The organism is Planococcus sp. VCh962 (assembly GCF_057748275.1).
In genome coordinates, this window is sequence record NZ_JBYLHS010000002.1 from 674,193 (window position 1) to 699,638 (window position 25,446).

General features: G+C 44.4%; 22 protein-coding genes. 6 read left to right on the forward strand and 16 right to left on the reverse strand.

Features of this window, described 5'->3' with window-relative positions:
* Window positions 1-42: 42 nt before the first annotated feature.
* Window positions 43-1,098, forward strand: a complete 1,056-nt coding sequence (locus AC3AQ9_RS10670; RefSeq protein ID WP_488307452.1) for a hemolysin family protein — start codon at window positions 43-45, stop codon at window positions 1,096-1,098.
* A 79-nt stretch (window positions 1,099-1,177) separates the two neighbouring features.
* On the opposite strand, the gene AC3AQ9_RS10675 is transcribed toward AC3AQ9_RS10670, so the two are convergent.
* Window positions 1,178-1,912, reverse strand: a complete 735-nt coding sequence (locus tag AC3AQ9_RS10675) for a glucose 1-dehydrogenase (RefSeq protein ID WP_488307453.1) — start codon at window positions 1,910-1,912, stop codon at window positions 1,178-1,180.
* 147 nt (window positions 1,913-2,059) lie between these two features.
* On the opposite strand from AC3AQ9_RS10675, the gene AC3AQ9_RS10680 reads away from it, so the two are divergent.
* Window positions 2,060-2,644 (forward strand): TetR/AcrR family transcriptional regulator, encoded by a 585-nt coding sequence (locus AC3AQ9_RS10680; protein ID WP_488307454.1) that lies wholly within the window; start codon window positions 2,060-2,062, stop codon window positions 2,642-2,644.
* 61 nt (window positions 2,645-2,705) lie between these two features.
* Here the strand turns inward: AC3AQ9_RS10680 and AC3AQ9_RS10685 are convergent, their stop codons facing one another.
* Window positions 2,706-3,476: an SDR family NAD(P)-dependent oxidoreductase gene (locus tag AC3AQ9_RS10685; RefSeq protein WP_488307455.1), complete on the reverse strand. Its 771-nt coding sequence runs from the start codon at window positions 3,474-3,476 to the stop codon at window positions 2,706-2,708.
* A gap of 170 nt (window positions 3,477-3,646) precedes the next feature.
* On the opposite strand from AC3AQ9_RS10685, the gene AC3AQ9_RS10690 reads away from it, so the two are divergent.
* Complete coding sequence (locus tag AC3AQ9_RS10690) at window positions 3,647-4,246, forward strand: TetR/AcrR family transcriptional regulator (protein WP_488307456.1); 600 nt, start codon at window positions 3,647-3,649, stop codon at window positions 4,244-4,246.
* Window positions 4,247-4,701: 455 nt separating this feature from the next.
* Here the strand turns inward: AC3AQ9_RS10690 and AC3AQ9_RS10695 are convergent, their stop codons facing one another.
* The 7 genes from AC3AQ9_RS10695 to AC3AQ9_RS10725 form a co-directional block, all read right to left on the reverse strand.
* Window positions 4,702-5,868: a M20 peptidase aminoacylase family protein gene (locus AC3AQ9_RS10695; protein ID WP_488307457.1), complete on the reverse strand. Its 1,167-nt coding sequence runs from the start codon at window positions 5,866-5,868 to the stop codon at window positions 4,702-4,704.
* Window positions 5,869-5,968: 100 nt separating this feature from the next.
* The gene (menC, locus tag AC3AQ9_RS10700) at window positions 5,969-7,093 is read right to left on the reverse strand and encodes an o-succinylbenzoate synthase (protein WP_488307458.1); all 1,125 of its coding nucleotides are present in this window, start codon (window positions 7,091-7,093) and stop codon (window positions 5,969-5,971) included.
* Between the two features lie 20 nt (window positions 7,094-7,113).
* Window positions 7,114-8,115 carry an ABC transporter ATP-binding protein gene (locus AC3AQ9_RS10705; protein ID WP_488307459.1) on the reverse strand — a complete coding sequence of 334 codons (1,002 nt, stop codon included), beginning with the start codon at window positions 8,113-8,115 and terminating at the stop codon, window positions 7,114-7,116.
* Window positions 8,090-9,112 (reverse strand): ABC transporter ATP-binding protein, encoded by a 1,023-nt coding sequence (locus AC3AQ9_RS10710; protein ID WP_488307460.1) that lies wholly within the window; start codon window positions 9,110-9,112, stop codon window positions 8,090-8,092. Before AC3AQ9_RS10710 ends, AC3AQ9_RS10705 begins: the two co-directional genes overlap by 26 nt.
* Before the next feature lie 68 nt (window positions 9,113-9,180).
* A complete protein-coding gene (locus AC3AQ9_RS10715) occupies window positions 9,181-10,098 on the reverse strand; it encodes an ABC transporter permease (protein WP_488307461.1) in 918 nt (305 codons plus the stop codon).
* A 16-nt stretch (window positions 10,099-10,114) separates the two neighbouring features.
* Window positions 10,115-11,065 carry an ABC transporter permease gene (locus AC3AQ9_RS10720; RefSeq protein ID WP_488307462.1) on the reverse strand — a complete coding sequence of 317 codons (951 nt, stop codon included), beginning with the start codon at window positions 11,063-11,065 and terminating at the stop codon, window positions 10,115-10,117.
* Between the two features lie 88 nt (window positions 11,066-11,153).
* A complete protein-coding gene (locus AC3AQ9_RS10725) occupies window positions 11,154-12,737 on the reverse strand; it encodes an ABC transporter substrate-binding protein (protein ID WP_488307463.1) in 1,584 nt (527 codons plus the stop codon).
* A gap of 157 nt (window positions 12,738-12,894) precedes the next feature.
* Between AC3AQ9_RS10725 and AC3AQ9_RS10730 the strand changes: the two genes are divergently transcribed.
* Window positions 12,895-13,719, forward strand: coding sequence for a MurR/RpiR family transcriptional regulator (locus AC3AQ9_RS10730; protein WP_488307464.1), 825 nt, complete (start codon window positions 12,895-12,897; stop codon window positions 13,717-13,719).
* A 567-nt stretch (window positions 13,720-14,286) separates the two neighbouring features.
* Here AC3AQ9_RS10730 and AC3AQ9_RS10735 read toward each other — a convergent pair.
* Window positions 14,287-14,958: an HAD family hydrolase gene (locus AC3AQ9_RS10735; RefSeq protein ID WP_488307465.1), complete on the reverse strand. Its 672-nt coding sequence runs from the start codon at window positions 14,956-14,958 to the stop codon at window positions 14,287-14,289.
* Between the two features lie 150 nt (window positions 14,959-15,108).
* On the opposite strand from AC3AQ9_RS10735, the gene AC3AQ9_RS10740 reads away from it, so the two are divergent.
* Both AC3AQ9_RS10740 and AC3AQ9_RS10745 read left to right on the forward strand, forming a co-directional pair.
* Window positions 15,109-15,714, forward strand: a complete 606-nt coding sequence (locus AC3AQ9_RS10740) for a hypothetical protein (RefSeq protein ID WP_488307466.1) — start codon at window positions 15,109-15,111, stop codon at window positions 15,712-15,714.
* Between the two features lie 197 nt (window positions 15,715-15,911).
* Window positions 15,912-16,679 carry a glucose 1-dehydrogenase gene (locus AC3AQ9_RS10745; protein ID WP_488307581.1) on the forward strand — a complete coding sequence of 256 codons (768 nt, stop codon included), beginning with the start codon at window positions 15,912-15,914 and terminating at the stop codon, window positions 16,677-16,679.
* Window positions 16,680-16,756: 77 nt separating this feature from the next.
* Here AC3AQ9_RS10745 and AC3AQ9_RS10750 read toward each other — a convergent pair whose 3' ends face one another.
* The 6 genes from AC3AQ9_RS10750 to AC3AQ9_RS10775 all read right to left on the reverse strand — a co-directional run bounded on the left by AC3AQ9_RS10750 (window position 16,757) and on the right by AC3AQ9_RS10775 (window position 25,432).
* Window positions 16,757-18,067, reverse strand: a complete 1,311-nt coding sequence (locus AC3AQ9_RS10750; protein WP_488307467.1) for an MFS transporter — start codon at window positions 18,065-18,067, stop codon at window positions 16,757-16,759.
* Between the two features lie 119 nt (window positions 18,068-18,186).
* Window positions 18,187-19,086 (reverse strand): isocitrate lyase/PEP mutase family protein, encoded by a 900-nt coding sequence (locus AC3AQ9_RS10755; RefSeq protein WP_488307468.1) that lies wholly within the window; start codon window positions 19,084-19,086, stop codon window positions 18,187-18,189.
* 16 nt (window positions 19,087-19,102) lie between these two features.
* Window positions 19,103-19,792 carry a GntR family transcriptional regulator gene (locus tag AC3AQ9_RS10760; RefSeq protein WP_488307469.1) on the reverse strand — a complete coding sequence of 230 codons (690 nt, stop codon included), beginning with the start codon at window positions 19,790-19,792 and terminating at the stop codon, window positions 19,103-19,105.
* A 247-nt stretch (window positions 19,793-20,039) separates the two neighbouring features.
* Window positions 20,040-20,990 (reverse strand): ribose-phosphate diphosphokinase, encoded by a 951-nt coding sequence (locus AC3AQ9_RS10765; protein WP_488307470.1) that lies wholly within the window; start codon window positions 20,988-20,990, stop codon window positions 20,040-20,042.
* A 293-nt stretch (window positions 20,991-21,283) separates the two neighbouring features.
* Window positions 21,284-22,735 carry an excalibur calcium-binding domain-containing protein gene (locus AC3AQ9_RS10770; protein WP_488307471.1) on the reverse strand — a complete coding sequence of 484 codons (1,452 nt, stop codon included), beginning with the start codon at window positions 22,733-22,735 and terminating at the stop codon, window positions 21,284-21,286.
* A gap of 1,635 nt (window positions 22,736-24,370) precedes the next feature.
* The gene (locus tag AC3AQ9_RS10775; protein WP_488307472.1) at window positions 24,371-25,432 is read right to left on the reverse strand and encodes an NAD/NADP octopine/nopaline dehydrogenase family protein; all 1,062 of its coding nucleotides are present in this window, start codon (window positions 25,430-25,432) and stop codon (window positions 24,371-24,373) included.
* Window positions 25,433-25,446 lie beyond the last annotated feature (14 nt).

The following is a 25,446-nucleotide window of genomic DNA, read 5'->3' on the forward strand; positions in this document are numbered from 1 at the left end:
ACTAATTTTCGGAGGTGAATCCCTCTTTGCGAGGGAACCATATTGGATGGACAAATAACAATCAACTTACTGCTCATCGTGCTGATGATTCTCGCGACCGCGTTCTTCGTCGGCGCCGAGTTTGCTATCCTGAAAGTGCGCATGTCCAGGATTGACCAACTGATTTCAGAAGGCAATAAAAAAGCTGTACGTGCCAAAGAAGTGGCAAATGAACTGGATTACTATTTGTCAGCCTGTCAGATCGGAATCACCATAACAGCCCTGATACTCGGGGCATTAGGGGAACCGACAGTGGAACGCCTGCTGCATCCGGCATTTGAATACTTTGCTGTACCGGAAGCTTTAGCGACTGCCCTTTCGTATGCCATTGCACTCGGGATTGTCACATTCCTCCACGTCGTTATCGGGGAATTGGCACCGAAGACCATGGCGATTCAATTTGCTGAACGGATGACGCTGCTGCTTGCTCCTCCGCTTTATTGGTTCGGAAGAATCATGAATCCATTTATCTGGATGATGAACGGCTCTGCCCGCTTATTATTAAAGCTTTTTAAAGTTGAGCCGGCAGGACATGAGGAAGCCCATTCAGAAGAAGAATTGAAGCTCATCATGGCAGAAAGCTACAAGAGCGGCGAGATCAACCAGACCGAATTGACGTATTTAAAGAACATTTTCGCGTTTGATGACCGGATCGTCAAAAACATCATGATCCCGCGCGATAAAATGGTGACGGTCGATAAAGGCCTGTCCCGTCCGGAATTTTTTAAAGCACTGGATCAGCACGAATATACGCGCTATCCTGTCACTGAAGGCGGCGACAAAGACCGGATTCTCGGTTTTGTCAACACGAAGGAAATGCTGACCAGCATGGCAGCGGGAAGAACACAGGAACCTGAGTCGTTCATCCATAAAATGCCGAGTTTCCCGGAAACCACGCCAATCCAGAAAGTCCTGACGAAAATGCAGCAAAGCCGGATTCACATGGCGGTTGTGACCGGCAAGGATGGCCGCACCTCTGGACTTGTGACGATGGAAGACATTTTAGAGGAAATCGTCGGTGAAATCAGCGATGAATCCTTCAACATTGACCCTGCTTGAAATAATAGTTCTAACTAACAAAAAGAAGAGACTGCCAGCCGGCAGCCTCTTCTTTTTGTTTTTCATTAACTCCAAAAATTTATTGCGCTGTCATGCCGCCGTCGACGACAAATTCAGAACCCGTAGAGTAGCTGGATTCATCAGAAGCCAAGTAAAGGACAAGATTCGATACTTCTTCCGATTGCGCGACGCGCTTCAGCGGTATGTGTTTGGAGAATTCCTCCACCGCCGCTTTGGTATCTTCTTGTACGATCATTGGCGTCGCAATCACGCCGGGATGCACTGAGTTTACGCGGATGCCGTAGTTCGCGCATTCCATCGCAGCGGCTTTCGTCATGCCGCGCACCGCGAATTTCGTGTCGGTGTAGCCGATGGCGCCGGCTACCAGTCCGTTCATCGAGGAAATATTGACAATCGATCCGCTGCCCGCTTTTTGCATGGACGGAATCACCGTTTTCATGCCAAGGAATACGGACACCTGGTTGATGTCGACGATGCGGCGGTACTCTTCTTCTGTGGTCTGAAGAATCGATTTGGCCATCGTAATCCCCGCATTGTTGACCAGTACATCGACCGGGCCGAACGTATTTTCAGCCCGTTCCACAACTGCCGCCCAGTCCGCTTCGCTGGTGACGTTCTGTTTAACGAACAGCGCATTGGCGCCGAGTTCAGCAGCGAATGCCTGGCCTTTCTCCTCATTCAAATCCGTCAAAACGACTTTTGCGCCTTCTTCGATGAATTTCTTGGCATGCGCCGCTCCCATGCCTTGTGCCGCCCCTGTAATAATGGCGACTTTCCCTTCTAAACGAGCCATGTTTCATTCCTCCTGAATTTCAAATGGATTAAAATAAACTACATCTGTAAATTTACAGATAAATTATTTGATTGTCCATCTAAATGCATTGATGTCATAATAAGTTCAATAATCCTTTCTTTTTTGAACGATACAGGGGGCTATAACATGACAATCAGCGAAGACCGGCGTACGATACGCACCCAAAAAAAGCTGAAAACGGCTTTACTGGCATTATTGAAGGAAAAAGAACTGAACCGGCTGTCAATCACCGAAGTCACACAAAAAGCAGGATGCAACCGCGTGACGTTCTATTCGCATTATAAAGATTTGGATGAGCTGCTGACTGCGATCGTCGATGATTATTTGCAGGAGCTTCAGTCTTATTTCCGCAAAAGCTTTCAGCATCTGGAGCGCTTTTCATCGACAGATGCCCAGCGCCACCTCCCCATTTTCGAATTCCTTTACCAGAACCAGTTTCTTTCTTCCCTCATCATTAAAGGGGAAGTGCTGCCGGGATCGCAAAACCAGTTCTGTGAAAGTTTGATGCAGATTTCAGCAAATGAGCTGCGGCTGGAAGAAGAAAGCGACATGGAAGTCCCGGTACTGAACTATTTCATGACGTACGGCAGCCTTGGATTTTTCATCCACTGGCTGAACGAGGATTTTAAGGAATCCCCTGAAGCAATGGCCAAGAAACTGGCTGATCTGCACGGCAGGATGTACGGCGGCGCAGTTGTTCTAGAGGAATAAGCAGTTAAATGAAGGCATGCAAAAACCCGCCAATCAAATGATCAGCGGGTTTTTCCGAAAATTATCTTGATGTATAACCTGCATCCGTATGGATGGTCGTACCTGTCACATAAGAAGAAGCGTCAGATGCCAGCCAAAGAGTGGCTTGCGCAATTTCACGCGGCTGGCCGAAACGGTTCAGCAAACTAAGCTGTGGTGCGTATTCATCGGCATCCAGGCCAAACTGCTCCAATGCACCGCGCAGCATTGGTGTATCAATGGCGCCTGGCGCTACGGAGTTTACACGGATGTTAAGCGGCCCGTTTTCCATCGCCGCCACTTTTGTCATGCCGACAACGCCGTGCTTCGCAGCAACGTAAGCGATATTGTTCGGCTGCGGACGGAATCCGCTGACCGATGAAATGTTGATGATCGAGCCGCCGTTACCCTGCTTCTGCATTTGCTGAAGCTCATACTTCAGGCACAGTGCTGTCCCCGTCAAATCGACTGAAATCAGGCGGTCCCAATAAGCTTCATCAAATTCTGCCGCCGGCTTGTCGTCAGGCGTAAGCGCCGCGTTGTTAACCGCTACATCCAGCTTCCCAAAAGTGTCCACAGCGAATTTCACCATTTGCTGAACATCTTCGGATTTCGAGATGTCGACTTTTACGAATGCTGCCGTACCACCGCTTTGGTTGATTTCTTCTACTACGGCTTTGCCTTTTTCCTCATTGAAATCGGCAATGACCACTTTCGCTTTCGCTTCTGCAAAAAGTTTTGCAGTCGCTTCGCCCATGCCCATTGCGGCACCAGTCACGATTGCGACTTTGTCTTCTAATACTGGAAATGTCATCTTTTATTCCTCCTCTTTCATTTTCACTTTCAGCATAAGCCTGCCTCAAATCTAGAACAATCCGCAAGCCGCATACTTTTGTTCAATAACAGACAAAAGCAAGTGATTTGTGCAGTAAAAGTTGCAGATTGTCGGTTCTTTGCAGATACTGATAAAAGAGGTGAACTTCCATGGCAATTTATCCGGACAAGCGCGTCGAGCGCTCAAAAGCCGCCTTGAAATCGACGTTTCTTGAACTGCTCGAACAAAAGAGCTTCAACGATATCACCATTTCCGAAATCGTCGAATCGGCCAATTACAACCGCGGGACTTTCTATGCCCATTTCAAGACAAAGGAAGCGCTGCTCGATGAAATCGTCGCTGAAACCTTGCAAGAAATGATCCGTCAAATCAAGCATCCATACCAGGAAGATATTATAGTCAACCTGAACAATATGGCAGCGGAAGACATTTCGCTGTTCACTTATTTCATCCAGAATGCCCGGCTTTATAAAACATTGCTTAGCCGGAACATCCAAATCGATTTCCGCCACCAGATGGCCGGTGCGATTGAAGAGCTGTTCATCACAGAATACGATTACGAATTGCCGGAAACCAGCGCACTTGAGCCGAAATGGCTTTACGTCTACCGGGCACATGGCCTTGCCGGCCTTATTATCCGCTGGATTGAAGAAGACTTTCCGGAGTCGCCGCTCCAGATGTCCAGGCAAGTCGTCGAGCTGATGCTTGTTTCGACTGCGGTGTTTAAAGTGAAAAAAGGCAGAACCTAGCAATCCTCTTATCCCCAAAATTTTGCCTAACGGTAAAAAACCCGCCGATTTAACAGGCGGGCACTGGATATGTGGACAGTTTTGACCGGAAACGGGGATAACTTTCCTGTTTCGTTAGTCTTTTAGGGTTTATCCACATGTGGATAAGTAATTCGATTATGTTCCTTCTTTTCATCCACAACTTATGTACAAAAACCCGCAGTCTTTCAGGCTCCGGGTTTTCTATTTTGAAACTTTCAAGCCGTTCAAATGATCGAGCAGTTCAATGATCGATATACTAATCACCATTTCTTTTTGAACAGCTACTATCTATCCTTTGCGCTATAAGAGAAGCTTCAGCTCTAGACTAGTGATATCATGCTCAAACATCCTTCCGGAAATATTGACCTTCCAATAAATTTAAATAAAACCCACCTTGTAAAGGCAGGCTTTATCCAACACTTATCTTTCAAACATCAAATTTTCAAACTAACACTTTCTTTTCCTTCTTTATCTTCTTCAAAGTATTCAAAAGTATTTACAACAGCACGTACTAGAATTTCGATTCCTGTTAACATACTTTCTTGGTCAAATGTCATTTTGGGATGATGAAGCCCTGGCGATAGACCACATCCCAATCCTAGCATTGTCGCTTTGATTGATGGACGTTTCAAAGTATAGTAATGAAAGTCTTCTCCGCCTGGAGTAAGAATGGGGGCAGCGAGACGTTCTTCTCCAACTGTATCAGCAATCGCTTCCGCCAATAATTTCACAGCCAATTCATCAACTTTTGCTGCCGCTATTTCAGATGCGACATCATATGAGATCTGGACTTTCGAGAATTTAGCAACGAATTGAATCGCTCGATCCACCTCCTCTATTAGTGTCTCCATTAATTCATTAGTCTGTGCCCTTATATCAATGCTGAAGACTCCATTTCCCGGAATAATATTAGCCGATTCGCCCCCTGCTTTAAACATCGTTATTTTTGCAGAATGTGGAATAGTTGAATCCAGATGAATAGAATGGATAGCATTTACCAGAAGAGCCATAACCTCGATTGCATTTTGTCCTTGGTTTGGTCTGGCTCCATGTGCATCGTTTCCTACAATAGAGCCTTTCAGCATCTTCGTGGCTCCATGCATAATAGCTGGAGCAGAGAATCCATTTCCAATCTCTTGGATTGGACGTAGATGAACACCATACAGAAAATCGATATCATCTACAAGGCCCTTTTCAATGAATGATAAAGCACCTTTCCCTTTTTCTTCTGCTGGTTGAAATAGCACTTTTAATCGACCGAATTTTGGGACCCCGAGTTTTTTCAGAACAAGCATCGCTCCAACCGCCATAGTCATGTGAGCATCATGTCCACAGGAATGGTTTGCCTGGTACTGCCCATCAACTTCTTGCCAGAGAGCATCGATATCCGTCCGTAAGCCGACAGTTGGCTCTCCTGAACCAATTGTTACTACTAATCCAGTTGAATCAGTGAAGGTCTGTACTTCAAATCCTTCTTTCTCAAGCAACTCCTTTAAGTATTCAGTCGTTTTTACTTCTTTCCAGCTAATTTCTGGATTTGCATGCAAATGTCGAAATAGTTCTTCTGCTGTTGGTTTTATTTCCTGCAAAATTTTTTGCATTTTTATCTACTCCTTTGACAGAAAGAAGACCTCTCTACAAATTCCTGCTGAAATAGTCTCTCACTATTTATTATTCAACCCTTGTTTTCTTTATAAACGATTAAGATGTCATTTTTTCCGGAATAATTTCTTCAATGCTTGTAGTGTACTTTTCCATCAATTCCAGGTTCGGCTCATAGCCAATTCCTGGTGTAGAAGGAAGCGGAATTACTCCTTTTTCTACTACTACTTCAGGAGTAATGATATCTTCGTGCCAGTATCTTGAAGAGGCAGCGGTATCCCCAGGCAAGGTAAAGTTTGGCAAACTGGATATGGCAATATTATGAGCCCGTCCTATTCCAGATTCCAGCATTCCTCCACACCACACCGGTATGTTTTGGCTTTGACAATAATCATGAATTCGTTTTGCTTCCGTCAATCCACCAACCCGGCCAATTTTTATATTAATAATTTTACAGCTTCCAAGAGCAATTGCCTTTTTTGCATCTTCCAAAGAATGGATGCTTTCATCTAAACAAATTGGAGTTTGAACTTCTGGCTGCAGTTTTGAATGGTCAATGATGTCATCGTGCGCAAGAGGCTGTTCAATCATCATTAGATTAAGCTCACTCATTTCTTTGAACAGCTCAACATCGTCTAACGTATAGGCAGAGTTTGCATCAGCCATCATTTTAATGTTCGGAAATTTTTCTCTAACTGCTTTCAGAATCACCATGTCGTTGCCCGGTTTAATTTTCAGCTTGATTCGCTTATAACCTTCCTCGAGGAAGCCTTCCACCACTTTGAGCAATTCTTCTGTAGAATCCTGGATGCCAATGCTCACGCCTACTTCAATTTCACTCTTCGTACCGCCAAGGGCAGCATGCAGGGGAATGTTATTTTCTTTTGCATAAAGATCCCAATAAGCTCCCTCTAGAGCGGATTTCGCCATATTGTTCCGACGGAAAGGCTTAAAAAGCTCACTAAGTTCATCCGGGTGCTTAATATCTTTTTTATTAAGTAAGGCAGGAATTAAGACATCTTTCAGTAATAGTTCGACCGTCCCAACTGTTTCTTCACTGTACAAAGGTCTGGCTGATGCAACACATTCTCCATATCCAATATTGCTCTCCCCATGCAACTCAACAATCATAAATTCTCTGTCCGTTTGGACTCCAAAACTGGTTTGAAATGGTGATACTAAATCTAATTTCATCTTGCGCAATACAATCTTATTAATCTCCAATATAACCACTCCTTCAAAATTTAATTATATAAATGACAGGCCACTTCATGACCAGGTGTCTGTATTCGAGATTCCGGTTTTGCCGATTTACAAACATCCATGACGAATGGACAGCGCGTATGGAACACACATCCAGAAGGCGGGTTAATAGGTGAAGGTACATCTCCTTTAAGAATAATCCTTTCACGTTTTGCTCCTGGATTCGGTAATGGAATAGAAGACAACAAAGCTTTTGTATAGGGATGGAGCGGATTCGCAAATAATTCATCTGTCGGTGCCTTCTCCACCAGATGCCCCAAGTACATCACACCAATTTCATCTGCAATATGGCGAACCACGCTCAAATCATGAGAAATGAACAAATAAGCCAAGCTGAATTCTTCCTGTATCTCCTGAAGCAAGTTTATGACTTGAGATTGAATGGACACGTCGAGAGCTGAAACCGGTTCATCTAATACAATGATATTCGGATTAAGTGCAAGTGCTCTGGCCAATCCAATCCGTTGCCTTTGCCCCCCCGAAAACTCGTGGGGGTAACGAAAGTATTGATCCTGCCGTATACCCGTCTTCTCCAATAAAGTCATTGCCATTTCCATACGATCCTGCTTCGATCCAATATTGTGGATATTCATCGGCTCTTCAATAATTTCACCGATTCGTTTTTTAGGATTCAAAGAAGAATGCGGGTCTTGAAACACCATTTGCATTTCTTTTCGCATCTTCGTAAATTCTTTTTCTTTAATCTGAAAAATGTCTCTTCCTTTGTAAAGAGCGCTCCCTTCAGTCGGTTCCGTCAATCTCAACAATGCTCTTCCGGATGTGCTTTTACCGCAACCCGATTCTCCTACCAAACCAAGTGTCTTTTTTTCATATAAATTGAAATTTAAATTTTCTATAGCTTTTACGTGCCCGACTGTTCGCCCGAAAGGAGAGTGAATCGGAAAATATTTCTTTAGTCCATTGACTTGGAGTAAGGGAGCTTGTTGTTCCATGTAATCAGTTTCCATATCCAACTGCTTCATGCTGCAATGCCTCCCCGCTTTCTATTTTTTTATAATGCCAGCATCTTACCTTTTGACTTGCATTAGCCGGCTTCAATATCGGCATTTCGTTCAAGCATTTTTCATCAGCGAATGCACAGCGCGGGGCAAACCGGCAGCCTTTCGGAATATTGCTAAGAGAAGGCACCGTGCCTGGAATCATATGCAGTTTCTGCGTTCGGTCGCCATCTATTTTAGGAATAGACTTAATCAGTCCTTTAGTATACGGATGCAGCGGCTTTGTAAATAAGGAATCTACATCTGCCTCTTCAATCACTTGGCCAAGATACATAACTACTACGCGAGTACAAACTTCCGCTACAACTCCTAAATCGTGGGTAATCATCATGACGCTCATATTTGATTCCTGTTTTAAATCACTGATCAAGTCGATAATTTGTGCTTGGATGGTTACATCAAGTGCCGTTGTTGGCTCGTCTGCTATAAGCAAACTTGGTTTACAGGACAGTGCCATCGCGATCATGACCCGCTGACGCATTCCTCCTGAAATTTCATGCGGATATTCATGTACCCGCTTTTCAGGAGATGGAATACCAGTCAATTTCAGCATTTCAATGGATTTCTCCATGGCTTGCTTTGCATTCAAATTTTGATGAATCATGAGCGATTCTGATATTTGATTGCCTATAGTATAGACGGGATTCAGTGAAGTCATAGCATCCTGAAAAATCATTGATATTTCATTTCCTCGGATATCCCGCATCTTGTGTTCAGGAAGTGCCAGCAAATTCACACCTTTGAAGTTAATCGCTCCTTCATAACGCGTCGACTTTTCATTCAGTAACCGCATAATCGATTCTGCAGTAACACTTTTACCGCAGCCCGACTCTCCAACAACGCCAAGCGTTTCTCCTGGTCCAATAGAAAAAGAAATCCCATCAACTGCTGTTAACGGACCATTTTCAGTCGAAAAAATAGTTTTCAAGCCTTCGATTTCCAATAAATTCTGTTGGGTCATCTTTATCCTCCTTTCACTCCATCGCTTTTCCTCATCAAAAGCAGAATGGCCTGAGGTTCAATTCTCGATTATTTGCTTGATTTACTTGAGTGAGGATCAAGCAAATCACGAAGACCGTCTCCAAAAAGGTTCAGTCCCAATACAGCCATAATGATGAATGCTCCTGGAAACACTGTCATCCACCAAGCACTGAATATAACAATTTTGCCGTCATAAAGTATGTTCCCCCAGCTTGGATTAGGTGCTGGAATTCCAGCTCCCAGGAAACTTAATGCTGCTTCCAAAATAATGGCAATCGCAAATACATATGTTGTTTGTACAATCAGCGGCGACATAACATTTGGGACAATATGTCGCCAGATAATCCTCAAGGAACTTGCTCCTTGGGCTTTCATCGCTTCTATATAGGTTTGTTCTTTTATGACTAGTGCAGAAGAACGGACAATCCGTGCCATTGTCGGTATTTTTGCTATCGTTACAGCAATAACTACATTTATAGGCTGAGGGCCCAATACCGCCATGATAGCAACTGCCAAAAGAATATCCGGAAACGCCATCAAGGCGTCGCATATCCTCATCAAAATGTGGTCAAGCACTGAATAGAAAGCAGCATACAATCCGATAATCATGCCAATAACCGCTGTCAGAATAGCTACTGAAAACCCGACCCCCATAGATACTTGGGCTCCCGAAGCTACCCGACTGAACAAATCGCGCCCGAAATTATCTGTTCCAAACCAATGCACGCCATCCGGTGCTTTCAACCGATCGACTGGATTCAACTCAAGTGGTGTAAACTGACTGATCATCGGACCGAAAAGTGCGAACAAACTCAATATGACGAGCAGAAGACTTCCAACTACAGCCGACTGGTTAGACCAAAAGCGCCGGAAAAACAAGCGTCTCTGCTCTTTTTTTAAATCATTTTTCATTACTTTTAAACCATCGATGTTAACATCAGCTTTTACTTTCGCCTCAGTAGTCATTCATTTCAACCCCCTTCTATTTCCGATTAAACCGGACTCTCGGGTCCACGAGACCGTATAGCAAATCGATGAGCAGATTCAGCAGCAGATACACGAGTGCGATAATCAAAATGGTTCCTTGAATTACTGCATAATCCCTTCTGACGATGGCGTTAATCACCAATTGTCCAATACCGGGCAAGTTGAATACAGTTTCCGTGACTACCGCCCCAGTGATGAGAGAACCAAATGTTTCCCCGAGAATTGTCAGGATTGGAATGAAGGCATTTCTCAAAGCATGTTTGTAAATGACAACACGGTCTTTTACGCCTTTCGCTTTAGCAGTTTTAATGTAGTTCATGCTCAGAATATCAATCATAGAGGAACGACTCATGCGGGAGATGACTGCTGCCTGAATCGCGCCGAGCGAAATAGCCGGAAGAATCATGTACTGAAGATGATTCCACAAACCAGTGCTGACGGGAGCATATCCTGCAACTGGCAGCCAATTGAGATTAACGCCAAACAGGAGCATGAGTAACAGCGCCAATAGAAAACTCGGCAGGGACAAACCAAGCATTGCAATGGTCATGAACAGTTGGTCGATATAAGTACCGCGACGTTTTGCAGCAATCACACCAATCGGAATCGCAATGACAATCGAAATACTTTGTGCAAGTAGCGCCAGTGATAACGTCGGTCCAATATGGCCAAGAAACGCTTCGAGCACCGGCATGTTCATGTAGATGGAATTGCCGAAATCTCCTTGAAAAATTCCAGCAAACCATTGGAAAAATTGCTCATAAATCGGCAAATTAAGGCCGAGTTCATCTCTAAGTGCCTCGACTTCCTGAGGAGTTGCTTCCTCTCCAAGCATGACGGACGCCGGATCACCTGGTATCAGATGAATAATCATAAAAACGATAACCGATACAATGAGCAGGACCGGTATCATGGACAGCATTCTCTTCAAAATATAGGATTTCACAGAATCTAACCTCCTAACAATGGGGTATAGAGCATAAAAGGGATCAACCTTCTATAGTTATAGAAGGTTGATAAGTATCCTTAGGCTATTACTCATTCAAACCGACATTCCAGAAGATCGGTCCGAGCATTTGGTTGTATCCTTGAAGTTTTTCGGAGTAACCTGATACCCGTGAGTTATGGCCTGTATTGATGATTGGAAGGTCTTCCCACATAATGGTCTGTACTTCAGCTGTAAGCGCCAAAGCTTTTTCCGGATCTTCTTCTACTTTGATTTCACCAAGCAAACGGTCAATTTCAGGATTTTCTGTCCATCCCGGCCAAGCTGTTTGGGAATCTAAAAATACATACTGATTCGGCGTTGATGTTGTTGAGAATCCGGTAAAGAAGATATCATATGCTTCAGGGTCATCGCGTCGTTCCAATAGCGTCGGCCAGTCGTAGACGTCCAACTTCGTAGTTATGCCAAGTTCTTCGAGTTGCTGCTGCGTAGCTACGGCCGCATTGTAATGATGTTCATAGTCACGGCTAGTCAGAATTACCACTTCTTCCCCGTTATAGCCAGCTTCTTTTAATAAAGCTTTTGCTTTCTCTAAGTCTTTTTGGTTGTAGTTCTCTTTCCCGGCATCCGAATACCAGGCTTTTTGGCTTGGAAGGAACAAGCTGTTTTCCAATTGATAGAATTCCTTGTCAGTGAAAGCGGAGCTCATGATCACTTCCATATCAAGAGCAGCATTGACCGCCTGACGCATTTTCACATCACTGAAGACGCCTTGCTTCTTGTTGAACACCAGGCCTTCTATTCCATATGGCCAAATATCAACCACACTGCCTGGTGAATTTTCAACTTGAGGAATTGAATCGTACGAAAGCATATGGGCAAAATGGTATTGCCCGCTAATCAAGCCGTTGACACGAGTGGAAGAATCGGGAACAAACTGCCAGTCAATTGCATCGACCAAAGCTTCCTTCTTCCCACCCAATCCATCTGTTTCGTCCTCATCAGGCAAATAGTCTTCAAACTTTTCAAACTTGACAACTTCATCCTGTTTCCATTCGACAAATTTGAAAGGTCCCGTTCCGATGTATTCAGTTGCTCCGGCAGCTTCAGCGCCTTCTGCTATATCCTTAGGCATGATAGCCGCAATATTCCCCTGATCTGCTAGAAAATACATAACAAGGGAGGATGGTTCTGTTAAAGTTAACTTTACAGTGCTTTCATCTTCTACCGACCATTGATGCTCACCAAGCTCTGCGGAGTCTTTCCCCCATTTTTCCATGGAAGCGACGACATCTTCTGCAGTCAGGTCATTGCCATTGTGAAATTTGACGCCTTCTCTTAGTTTGAATGTTACCGTTTTTCGATCTTCACTCACTTCATAAGAATCGGCCAATTGCGGCATCACTTCATAATTGCTGTTCAGTGTTACTAATGCTTCATAAATCAATTTTGCAGCGTCACGAGTAGCTTCAGCTGTTGTTGCATGCGGATCTAAGGTCTGTGGCTGTGTAGGATAAGCAACTTTAATCGTTCCACCTGTTGCTACTGCAGCGTCAGCACCTGCATTGGCTTCTTTTTTTGAAGCAGAGTTTTCCGAGTTGCATCCCATGACAAACAAAGATACCGCAAGTAAAATCATTATGAAAAAGCTGGATTTTCTGTTTGAATTCATTATTGTTTCCTCCCTTTTAATGAAATCTAATGTGTTCGCAGAAATTGCTATCCCCCTTTATTGTCAGAAAGTTTCAACTTGTTAATTATTATATTGAAGCCTATACTTTATTGCAACAAGAAATATTGTCAAAACTTTAAGAAAGCGAGAAAAGCTTATGATACCAACTTATGAGAAAGAAACAAAAACGAAATTCCCGGAACTCACAAAAGGATTAAAGAAAGTTGCAGACGCTCTTTTGAATGATCCCACAGTCTTTGCCCGGCATTCGGCAAAACAAATTGGAGAAATTATTGGTGTAAGTGAGACGATGGTCATTCGGTTCTGTATCTCCATCGGTTACCAAGGCTTTAGTGGACTTCAAAAAGATGTACGCAATCATCTTCTGCTTCAGACAAAAGATGATTTTAATGGACAAAATGCAGATATTCCTCAATTAAATAATTTTGCAGAACATATTAAGACAGATATCAATCTTCTAAACATTAATAGCCGTTCCCTAGATGTCATGAGATTCGAGGAAATTGTAGAAACAATTATTAAAAGCGAGCGGATTGTCATCGCTGGATACTATCAATCATTCACTTTCGCGCATTGGCTGTTTTTCAACTTAAACTATACGCTTGGAAATGCATCGCTGTACCGACCGGAAACCGATGCCCTCGTATTTGATTTTCTGCCGGATAATTCATGTGTTATTGTATTCTCATTCTCGCGCTATGCTTTGGACACCATCCGTTTTGCAGAAGATGCCAAGAAAAAGGGCATCAAAGTCATCGCTTTTACAGATTCACGTCTCGCACCGATTGTCGATCATGCCGACATAGTTGCACTAGTTGAAGTTAGCGATCAATCGCTCTTCGATAAAGGTCCTGTTACCATGTCCTTGATAAACTCTATCCTCCGAGAAGTAATGACACGCGCTGAGAAGAAAGTAACCAATAGTGATAAGTTTAAATACTTCTTACAAGACAATGATTAAGAATAACTACAATAAAAAGGGCTGCATGGAAATTCGGATTAAACCGAATTTCCATGCAGCCCTAACTTGTATCCTTTTTCAACTTTCCAAGGATGCGCTTTTTATCCTTTTCCTCTTACTCGACAGTTCCCCCTCATCGAATATTGCCTTCCATTCTCCATACTAATCAAAAACACTGAATGCTTATAAGTAATTGCAGGTCCTATCCAATTTTTAGAGGAAAAAGCTAGCTGATTAGTCCTCTTTCAAAATTCTAGCTCTATTTTATTTGAAGTGCTATAGCTATTGATATAGTAATAGTCAGACGAACCCGTGTTATACTAAATGACCATATCTTGTATCTTCGCCTGAAACTACATACCTTCTTCAACCAATCTATAAACCATTCATGAAAATTTTACGCTTTCTTTCTTAATAAAATATAACTTAAATTGTAATCCGAGAGAACTGTTTCGTTTCGTCATCCTTTTGTGTTTATCCACACGTGGATAAATATTAGTGAAAAATGGCCGTCCTCTATCCACAACTTATGTACAAAAACCCGCAGTCTTTCAGGCTCCGGGTTTTCTATTTCGACACTTTCAAGCCATTCAGAAGATCAATCAGCTCTTCAAACGGCATGTCCGCCATCGAAGACAATCGGTGTTCGACCGCGCAGAAGTCCATCGTATGGGTCACTTCGTTCGGCACGATGACGCAGCCCATGCCGGCACGTTTCGCAGCGAGCGCGCCGTTCGCCGAATCCTCGAATGCCACGCATTCTTCCGGCCGAAGCCCCAGACACTCTGCCGCTTTTACATACAAAGCGGGATCGGGTTTTACTTTTTTGACATCATCTGAAGTCCGGATGCACTCGAAATAATCGAACAGCCCGAGGGTTTTCAAGTAAGTGGAGACCCATTCGTAATCGGAACTGGAAGCGAGCCCGATTTTCAAGCCCATTTCTTTGGCCGCCTTCAAATAATCCTCCACGCCGTCACGCGCTTTTTCCGCAGCCAGTTTGGCGTGGAACCTTTCCTTCAATTGGTCCTGCAGCTGTTTGTGCTCAATTTCCTGCTCGATCAGCTCTTCGAGATAATGAAAAGGCGAAAAGCCGGTCTGTGTCCCGATCTCCTGCTGCCAGCGCTCAATCGGCAATTCACTGCCGTATTCTGCGAACATGTCCTGCAAGATCCGGTAATGGTGCGTTTCCGTATCGAGTATAAGTCCGTCAAAATCGAAAATGATTCCTTTGATCATGGTGCAACTTCCTTTCTATAGAGAAGAAACTCTTCTTCCGTATCTGCTTTACTTATATCATTTACCAAAAACAATACAGCCAAACAATTCCCCAAGAACCATTCCCCTCACCCAAGTCCTTCCTGTATGATGAAAAAAAGGAGTGATGACATGATTTTCCTGATTGTCTGGCTCGGCATGATCAGCTACGCTGCATTTCTGGCACCCGGTGAAGATCCGGATCCGGTGTTTTCAAAAATCCTTAACAGCCAATGGGACGACATCGATCCGCTCGTCTTTGCCGTCTTCAATTCACTCGGTCTGTTTCCGCTCGTATTCCTGACCATTCTGCTCTTGCACGACCGGCAAAAGTGGCCAGCATGGCCATTCGCTTTGCTGTCTTTCGGAATTGGCGCTTTTTCACTCCTGCCGTATTTCGCATTCGGCGACCGGCCGGCGAAAAACAGATCCACCGTCCGGACGCCGCGCTGGCTCATGCGTTTCCTGTCTTCCCGTTTCTGGCTCATCGTCCTGATGGTGATGTGGGCAGGGATTCTCCTGACGCTGCTCCAGGGATTTTCACTGGAAGCTTACCGCGAGGCTTTCTTTTCCTCCAGTCTGGTATCCGTCATGACCGTCGACTGGTTTGTCCTGTGGGGCTTGTCCGTCTATGCCGTCAACCGGTACTGCCCGGAAGCGAAAGCCAAAGGGTTTGCATGGATTCCGATTCTCGGACCAGTGCTCGTAATGTGGGTGAATAACAGAAAATCGTCTTGAAAATAAAAAAAGCATGCAGATCCATCAACGGGGCATCAAGGATTCGACGCAGCTGCGTGCTTTTTACGTATAGTTAGTTTGCATGCAATAATCCGTTATAAGATGTCTGATTTTCACGATAGATTGTTCTCATTGATTTCGCCCCGGATTATAATAAGGGCTATAGGAGATCAAAACCAAAAGGAGGGATTGGAGTGATGAAATTGATGGAAGGCAAAGCGGGACTGGTGACAGGTGCAGGATCAGGAATCGGCCGCGCCAGTGCGCTGGCATTCGCACGGGAAGGCGCGAAAGTCATGGTCTCGGATATCGATGAGGAAAGCGGCAAGGAGACGGTGCGCTTGATCGAAGAAGCAGGCGGTGCGGCATCGTTCTTCCCTTGCGATGTGTCGAACGAAAGCGACGTGAAAGCGCTGGTCGATGCCACAGTGGCCGAGTTCGGCAAGCTGGATTTCGCCCACAATAACGCAGGCATCACGGCTTCCATCGCTCCCATCGCGGAATCCGACAGCGCCGACTTTGACCGCGTCATGAAGGTCAATCTGTACGGCACCTATTATTCGATGAAGCACGAAGTGAGAGCGATGCTGAAAACCGGCGATGGCGCCATCGTCAACACCTCTTCCGGTGCGGGGCTCGAAGGCGTACAGAACATTATCGACTACGTCGCATCGAAATTCGGCATCAACGGCATGACCAAAACCGTAGCACTGGAATATGGCCGGCAAGGCATCCGCGTGAATGCCCTCTGCCCCGGCATAACCTCGACGTCTGCCGTCGAAGGCTGGTTCGCCGCGGCGCCGGAACAGGCAGCAGCCATCAAGGCCACCCTCCCTTCCGGCAAGCCAGCCACCCCTGAAGACGTGGGCAATGCAGCCGTGTTCCTTTGTTCGGATCTCGCCGGCCAGATCAGCGGCATCACGCTGCCGATCGATGGCGGGTTTACGGCTGGAAAATTGCAGTAATAAGATCCCGAAGTTATTACGACATATGAAAAGAGCGCACGTAATTGTGCGCTCTTTCACTTAAACCATATTTGATGTTAAGGTGTAGAAGTCTCCGGCTGCAGTTCCGGATTTTCTGCCGGATCTTTCGCGGTCTTCGTCACATCATCGAGGTGATCCAAGCGCCGGTTTTTCGTTTCCGGGAAGACCCAGGCCCACATCGCCAGCAGCATGAATAACCCTGCACCGCCCAGTATAATCGGCTGATAGCCGTAGACCGGGAACACCGCTGCCGTGATCAACGGCGGGAAAGCGGATAATCCGCGTCCGATCTGCAAAGCCCACGAAATCCCCGTAGCCCGCACATCGGTCGGGAAAATCTCACTGAACAGCGAGCCGAAGACAGAGGCACCATTGGAGCCGAAGTACAGGAAGAAGATAGGCACCAGAATCCACAAGGAGTTGATCAAGCTTGCCCAAGTAAAGTAAAGGGCCAGCCCGCCAAGTGCCGCGACAAACGCCAAATAGCTCAATGTAATTTTCCGGCCCCATTTATCGGTTGTATAGCCCGCAATGAAGGAACCGACCAGACCTGCAAAGGCTGTAAAGAACAGCCACCAGCCTGCAGCCCCCATCTCGAACCCTTCGTATTTCACTAAGTAGGTCGGCAGGAAATTGGTGATACCGTAGTAAGCGAAATATTGCAGCACCGCTGCTATTAACGCAATGGTGAATGGCTTCCAGAATCTTCTGAGGCCGTATTTCTTGCGCCAATCCACTTTTTCAAGCGATTTCTGCTTTTTCACATCTGCTTCCCATACCTTCGACTCTTCTACATCCCTCCTGAGCCAAAGAGCGAATAGAATCGGCAAGGCTGAAATGATAAAGGTCATGCGCCAGCCGATCAAAGGCAGGATGAAGCCGCCGACTGTAGCCCCCAGGAAAATCCCCATATAAGCGCCGCCATACAGCATACTGCTCCAGAATCCGCGTTGTCTGGAAGGCACAGACTCACTGACAAGCGCCTGCGCCGCCCCGTATTCCCCGCCGAGGCCAAACCCGGCAATGGCCGTCCAGAAAATCAGCCATTCATAATCGAACGTAAATCCGCGCATCAATGTCGCTAAACAGAAGATCACCAAAGTGGCGATCAGGATTTTCTTCCGTCCTATCCGGTCCCCCAAATAGCCGAAGACCACGCCGCCAACGGCTAAGAAAGCCAGTTGAACAGAAAAAACAGCAGCCACTTGTGCAGTTGATAAGTCCAATGCTGCAGCCATCGGGATAACGAGGAAGCTCAAGACAAATATTTCGTAATAATCGAAGATCCAGCCAATATAAGCACCAAAGAAAATTTTGTACTTTGCTTTATCCATTTTTTCGTTTTGCGGTTGAACGCTGCTTGTCATAAACGAGCCTCCCCATAATTGGTTTATAGAAAATACGTATGCCCTCTATGGTGTATGTCATGGCTGAATGTATCAATTTTTACTGCGAAATCCAGATTGGCGCTTTCCAGTTCCAAGCGCTATTTCGGTATTTTGATTTGTTCCTTAGCATCAATAGACAAGTATTTTTCTTCCCACTCATTTATCTGGCTCAGTTTAAACAGTTTTTGGCGGTCTTCCCAGGAACAAATAGCCCCGTTCAAGTTTTTCTGAGAACCATCGGCATGCAACATGCTTAATGCCTGTTTCATGCCTTGGATCGATGCCCGTAAAGCGGTGTTGGCGCAAAGCACAATCTGATAGCCGAGATCTTCCGCTTCTGTCAGGCTGATCAGCGGCGTCTTGGCTCCTTCAACCAAATTGATCAGTTGAGGAATGCCTTGCAGTGAACTTGTAATCGCTTTCATTTGTTCCAAAGAAGTCGGAGCTTCGATGAATAAAACGTCCGCGCCCGCTTCTTTATAGGCTCTTGCCCGGTCAATCGAATCGTCCAGGCCATTTACAGCCAATGCGTCTGTCCTGGCAACGATCACCAGGTTTTCATCTTGGCGCGTATCCACCATGGCGTGAATCTTGTTCACCATTTCTTCTTTGGAAATGACGTTTTTATTGTTGAAATGCCCGCATTTCTTTGGAGACACCTGGTCTTCAATCTGCAGCCCGGCCACTCCGGCGCGTTCAAATTCCCGCACGGTGCGGATGACATTGAGGGCATTGCCGAATCCCGTGTCAATATCGGCGATCACCGGGATATTCGTCACATCGGTTATGCGCGCGACAATATCGGCCGCTTCCTTCATGCTGGTCAAGCCTACATCCGCCCATCCAAGCTGAGCATTCGAAATCCCGGCGCCTGTCGCGTAGACTGCCTGAAACCCAAGTTCTTCAATCAGAAGAGCTGACACCGCATCATATGCTCCGGGCAGCATAAACGAATTGGGCGCATCGATCAGTTCCCGAAGCCGTATTTTTTTATCCACTAAATAACCTCCTCTTTTAAGGTGCATCCACCAGTTTAAGATGGCGCTGAATGGAATGGATCGCCGCTTCCAAGCTGTTCTGGATATGCTGTCTCATCAGGATTTCAGCTTGTTCCCCGTCTTTTTGCTCGATTACTTTATAAAGAGCCAAATGTTCTTCAGCTGCCGCCGAACTGCGCGACTTGCTGGTTTTCGGACCAAGGCTGCGGTAGCGCATGATATGGTCATTCATATTGTTCAAGATTTTTACCACTGTGCGGTTGCCGCTGACATCATACAGCATATGATGGAATTTGTCCCCGTAGAAAATCACTTTTTCACTGTCACCTTGGTCGGCAGAGCGGATCAACAGCTCGGTCAGGAATTTCAGTTCGTCCAGTTCACAGGAAGTAATTTTCATCGCCGCTTCTTTGGCGACTACCCCTTCCAATAAGCTCCGCACGGTAAAGATTTCTTTGGCTTCCTCTACCGATACGGGAGCCACTTTGATCCGGCCGTTCGGCATCCGTACGATCAATTCTTCCAATTCGATCCGGTTCAAGGCTTCACGGATCGGCGTCCGGCTGATATTGAGCTTTTCGGCCAGCTCTTTTTCATTGATCTGCTGGGAAGGCTCCAAATCACCCGAAATGATGAGCTTTTTCAGTTCCATATAAACAAAATCTTTTGCTGAGTACCGTTTGCTATCCATTGAGGAAAGATCCATGGTAACTCCCCTCTCTTTCTAGAACATAATTGTATACATTTATACCTTAATGCAATTAAACAATTATCCAAATTGATTGTCAACAATTTTCTGATAATTTATTTTAGATTCTCATTCAATACCAAAAAGGCACCGCTTATAGCGATGCCTTTCGGTTTGTGTAATATAGGTGTTCTTAAACGAGAAAGAACTATTGCTCAATCAAAAAAACAAAGAAGTTCTCTTTCCTATTACCGGCTACTACAATCTACTCAAATAAAGGGCTTACCGGCTTTTCGTTATGGACATGCTCGATCGCTTCCGCTAAAAGTGGAGCGACAGAAAGAATCGTGACTTTCGGAATGCGTTTTTCTTCCGGCACGTGGATGGTGTTGGTGACCACCAGTTCCGTGATGGCCGACTCTCCGATCCGTTGAATCGACTGGCCGGATAAGACCCCGTGCGTGCAGCAGGCGTAAACAGCTTTCGCGCCATTTTCAACGAGGACATTGGCAGCTGAAGCGACAGTGGCTGCAGTATCAATGATATCTACGATGATGATGACGTTCTTGCCTTGGATGTCCCCGACAATATTGATCGACTCGGGCTGGCCCGGCCGCACCCGGCGTTTGTCGATAAAGCCGATCGGCACGTCCAGATCGTTTGCCAGTCTCCGGGCTCTTCCAAGCCCTCCGTTGTCCGGAGCGACGACAATCGCATCTTCCAGTCCCTTGCCTAAGAAATGCTCAGCTAAAATCTTTTCGCCCAGCAGCTGGTCTACCGGAATATCAAAGAAGCCCTGGAGCTGCGGAGCATGAAGGTCCATCGTAATGATGCGGGTAGCGCCTGCTTTTTCCAGCATGTTGGCCACCAGTTTTGCCGTGATCGGCTCGCGTGAACTCGCTTTCCGGTCCTGGCGCGCGTAGCCGTAATAAGGGATGACCACATTGATCGTTTCAGCAGAGGCCCGCTTCAGTGCATCAATCATGATCAGCAATTCCATGATGTGTTCATTTCCCGGCTGGGATGTCGACTGGACCAGGTAAACCTCGTCCCCCCGGACACTTTCTTCGATGTTGATCTGAACTTCCCCGTCGCTAAAGCGGGTGATGGAACTTTTGCCCAGCTCACAGCCGAGCAACTCGGCGATTTCCCGGGTCAATTCCGGATTTGAATTCAAAGTGAACAGTTTGAAGTTTTTTCTCAATTGGTAAGGCAATTTATGGTCCCCTCCGCAAAAAAGTATTTTGTAGAACCTGATAGCTGATAGGCTATGACGCAGGTTAATCAACTGGCATATGACCTGCAGCAGTTAATTTTATGATACCTTTTTGATGGGGCAATAGCCATAAGTTAATGGTATTTTCATTTCGCTGAATTGTTTAATTGTAAGAAGTTGTTCACTTTGGTTTAGCAATTATCCGCATTCATGAATGCGGCCTTTGTGGACAACAATAAAAAAGCTCTTGCTTCCTTTCGAAGCAAGAGCTGAACTTTCATTATCCATTTCTTTTATTCACAAGCGATTCCGTCGCCATCACGGTCCAGCTTTCTCGAGTAGCCGGGATCTCCTGTCCGGATCGGATCCGCTCCTGCCGCACGGACTGCCGAACAGTTTTTATAGAAAACATTCGCTGCCTGCTGCTGTTCTGCAGCCACACGCGCTGCCTCTTCTTGCTGACGCTGTGCTTCTGCCACTCTTGCTTCTTCCGCTAAACGCGCTTCTTCTGCTTTACGTGCTTCTTCCGCTTTCCGGGCTTCCTCAGCCAGACGCTGCTCTTCGGCTAGGCGGGCTTCCTCTTTTTTCTTTTCTTCAGCCAATCGGGCCTCTTCTGCTTTACGTGTTTCTTCAGCAAGTCTGGCTTCCTCCGCTTTTTGCTGATCTGCCGTTACAGTCGTTTCTTCGCTCGTTTCTTCGCTCTTTTCTTCAGCTTCAGCAGACACCACGGTGCTGATTTCTTTCGCCGACTCCTGCTCCGGTGCGTCTTCGCCAAATACCATTATTAAGACGATCAACAGTGCAAAAGCATAGGCGATGGAGGCAATGGCTTTCTTCCAGCGCTTCCCGCTGCGGAAACCGATCGCTTTTTGATGCACTTTTCGTTTTTTCTTTGCAAATGGCACTTGTGCATTGGTTAGAATCTCTTCGAACTTCTTGCCGGACCCGTTCAGCACCAATTTGCCTTCGCCCGTCACCACTTCCGTTTTGATTGCAAAATGATCAAGTTCCGCTTCCGCAAAGAACTGCAGCGGCCATTTCTTCACCAGCTTCGCTTTTCTTTCTTCATTGTCATACTCATAAACGAAGATGCCGTTGTCGACTACAATAAAGTCGTTTGTTTTCTTCTTCTCCTTGAAATATCCTTCTACAATCAACAACGCACCTTTATGCCGTTCCTGCAACAGCCTTCTGCCATTCTTCGAGAAGCCCATATCGTCACGCTTCATAAGGAAAAAGGTCGTTTTCACTCTGCTTTCACGCAATTCCTTCAAACGGTCTGCATGCAGGAAATGATCAAAGTTGTGGGTCACCGTTGACAGCACTTGTTGATTCGGATTGTTCTTCTTCAATTCAAGAATTTCAATGAATTCCTGGGTATCTTCGTTTTTATTGAAGTTAAAAGAAGCACTGCTTGCATAGCCGAATTCAATCGTAAGCTGCTGGTCATGCAATTGCTTTTTGTCTTTTCCTTTATCGATCGTTCTCAAAGCCACATGGCTGATGTTTTCATAGTCGTACATCCATTGATCGCTGTTCGATACAAACGAAACCGCGTTCGTTGATAACACCAAAACGCCTGTTGTCTTCTGGCTGTTCAATTGGCTTACATCAACCGCTATCGCTTTCAGCACTTTTTCATCTGTCGCCAGGATCATCGTCTGCGCCTGCTGCAGCAGCTTTTTGTGAAGAGAAACCATCAACTTCTGATCCGCAGTCGGCTTATTGCCTATCATTTTTTCCATTACATATATCCTCCTAAAAATCCAATACCAACCAATTTATTATACTACCATACCTTTTATTTTTTAAGAGGCTTTTGAAAATTATTTGACTTTTTAAATAAAAAACCTTCGAATCCCAACAGAAAGGTGGATATCTGCTGGATGCAAGGGTTTTGGCAAATCAATTCAAGGTTTAACTTCTCGCTTTTCTTTCAAAATAAGCATGTAATCGATATTCCCCTATTTCCCGGGTTTATTTGTATAAGCACTCTTTTTCTTCTTCAGGAGAAGGCAATTTAAACTCAAAAATTCCATCCTCAAAAGCAACAATGCCGTCTTTCGAACTGCCGCTCCATTTAGTGATCGGCATCTATGAAATCAAATCTGTAGTTTTCTTGTGACCATACTTTCGAAGCCTTTTCCCTTAAGCATCCCTGAAGTCGATATTCATACAATAGTCCTTTTCAGTTTAATAAGTATGGAAAAAGGCCGGAGTTATCGGCTCAAGCCATCTGTCAATTTCTTTTAAGAGCATATAACTCAAGACAACCATTTTATAATCTTTATTATCTAATCCGATAACGAGAATCTGTTATCAAATGATTTATATACTATACAAAAGCTATGTAATAGACGTACAAATTTTTTCGACAATTGAATAAAAAAATAAGCGGCTAACAGGCATATGAAACACAATGCATCTATTGTAATCGGCAGCTTCATGAGATATTCATTCCCAGCTGGGACGTCGACTCGACGAGAAAGAATTCCGTTCCCCAGACACTTTCTTCCAAGTTGATCTGGACCTCCCGCTGAAGCGAGTAATCGAGCTTTTGCCCAGTTCACAGCCGAGCAGATTGGCAATCTCCTGGGCCAGTTCCGGATTTGACTTCAAGGTGAACAGTTTGAAGTTTTTTCTTAATTGATATGGCACTTGATGGTCCTCCTCCGCAAAAATCGGTTTCGCAAAACTTGATAACTGGCTGGCTATTATGAAGGCTAACTTAACGGAAGATATTCATGACGAGTTGTTGTTTATCCATCATTCTCTATAATTAAAAACAAATGAAGTCATGACAATAAGATTCATACAGCATCTGTAGAAACTAAACCTTTTTATGGATAATGAAATGTAACTTATATAATTTGTAAAATTACCATGTTAGCAGTTTTAATATGTTATTGCCTATCCCAGAAATGCCGGATATAGCGCCCATAGGAAATATGAAGAAAAGAAAGATGTTACGATTCCAAATAAAATTTCCACAGTCTTCTTTTTCTATTTTTAAATAAAGCAATATAAAGAGAGAATAACTGAGTTAATTGCCAGAACTCTGCGACTATTTCTATAAAACCCTATTATTTCTGGAAACTTTTCAATTATCACTATTTAGCTTTACTGATAAACGTACAACAGCCATCTTTAATGAAATCATTCGATTTCGAAGATGGCTGTTAATATATACATATTCTAATAGAAAAATGAAGCAAAACAGTATGGTACTTGCCCTTTACACTTTTAAGATGTACTTTGCCAAGCGAATAAGAAGAAGCAAGTTACGAAAACTTTGACTTCCTTTAAATCAAACTATTACATTTAACAAGCACAGGATACATGTTAGAATTCTTTATCCCGTTATCATTTTCCTCTCTATCTCATTGTAGTGTTTCAATCAGTTCACTATTATTTAGTTTTTCTAAACCTAATTTGTTTAAACTTAAGCCGGAAGATTTCAAATCTTTTTTCACCATATAGGAAGCTAAATGAATCATTGATTCCATACTTTCCATTTTAACATCTAGCTTGTTTCCTAATTCAACCATAGGAACCAATCCATAAGGAATATCTTCATAAATATAGCGGTAGTCCAGGGTATTAGGCGCTTTTCCTTTTTGATAAGCCTTGTTCCTTTGAAAACCATCATATAGATTATCGGCATCTACTTTATAAAATCTTTTCAGAAGCTCTAAAGTAGTTGATAGTTCTATATTTAAAGCCTTTCCTAATGCCAATCTCTCCTTATCCATCTGTTCAATTACATTCACCACCGATGGTGTCCCTCCCTCAGGATAAAAGAAAAAGTCTCCTTCAGACTCAATTCTTCCTGCATTTAAAAGAAGGATAGGAACATGGAATAATGGGTTTACATTATTTAATGTTGTTCTAATGACGCTATCTACAGGAATCAGTTGAGGATAGACTGAATTTAGTCTTTCCTTTATCACCTTAGCTCCATCAGCAGGAAAAGCAGCAAATTCTAATTCATCTTTTATCTTTCTTATGTTAACAAAACCAGGCGAAGTCGATCTACACGTATAGATTAATGATTCTGTTTCTCCAACTACCACTTTTTTATTTAAGTCATTTCTTTTAAAACATTCTTGGAACTCTAAAGCTCCCCAGTATCCCGGGAAAATTAATATTACTTGTTCATCCTCTAAATGAGGAATTAAAGATTCTGCAACACTGGCGTGAGCATTGGCTGTTGTCGTACACATAATTGCATCAGCACCCTTTACAGCCTCACTAATATTTCGAGTTACATTAATTGGTGCAAATCCTTCTAAGACGCCTTCAACTTGAATTCCACCTTGTTTATCTAAAGCAGAGAGTAGTTCTTCATTTATATCGTAAATCCAAATCTCATGACCTAATAGTGTTAAATGAGCGGCCATACTTTGACCACCGTTTCCAGCTCCTATAATGGCAAATTTCATTAGATTTCTCCTTT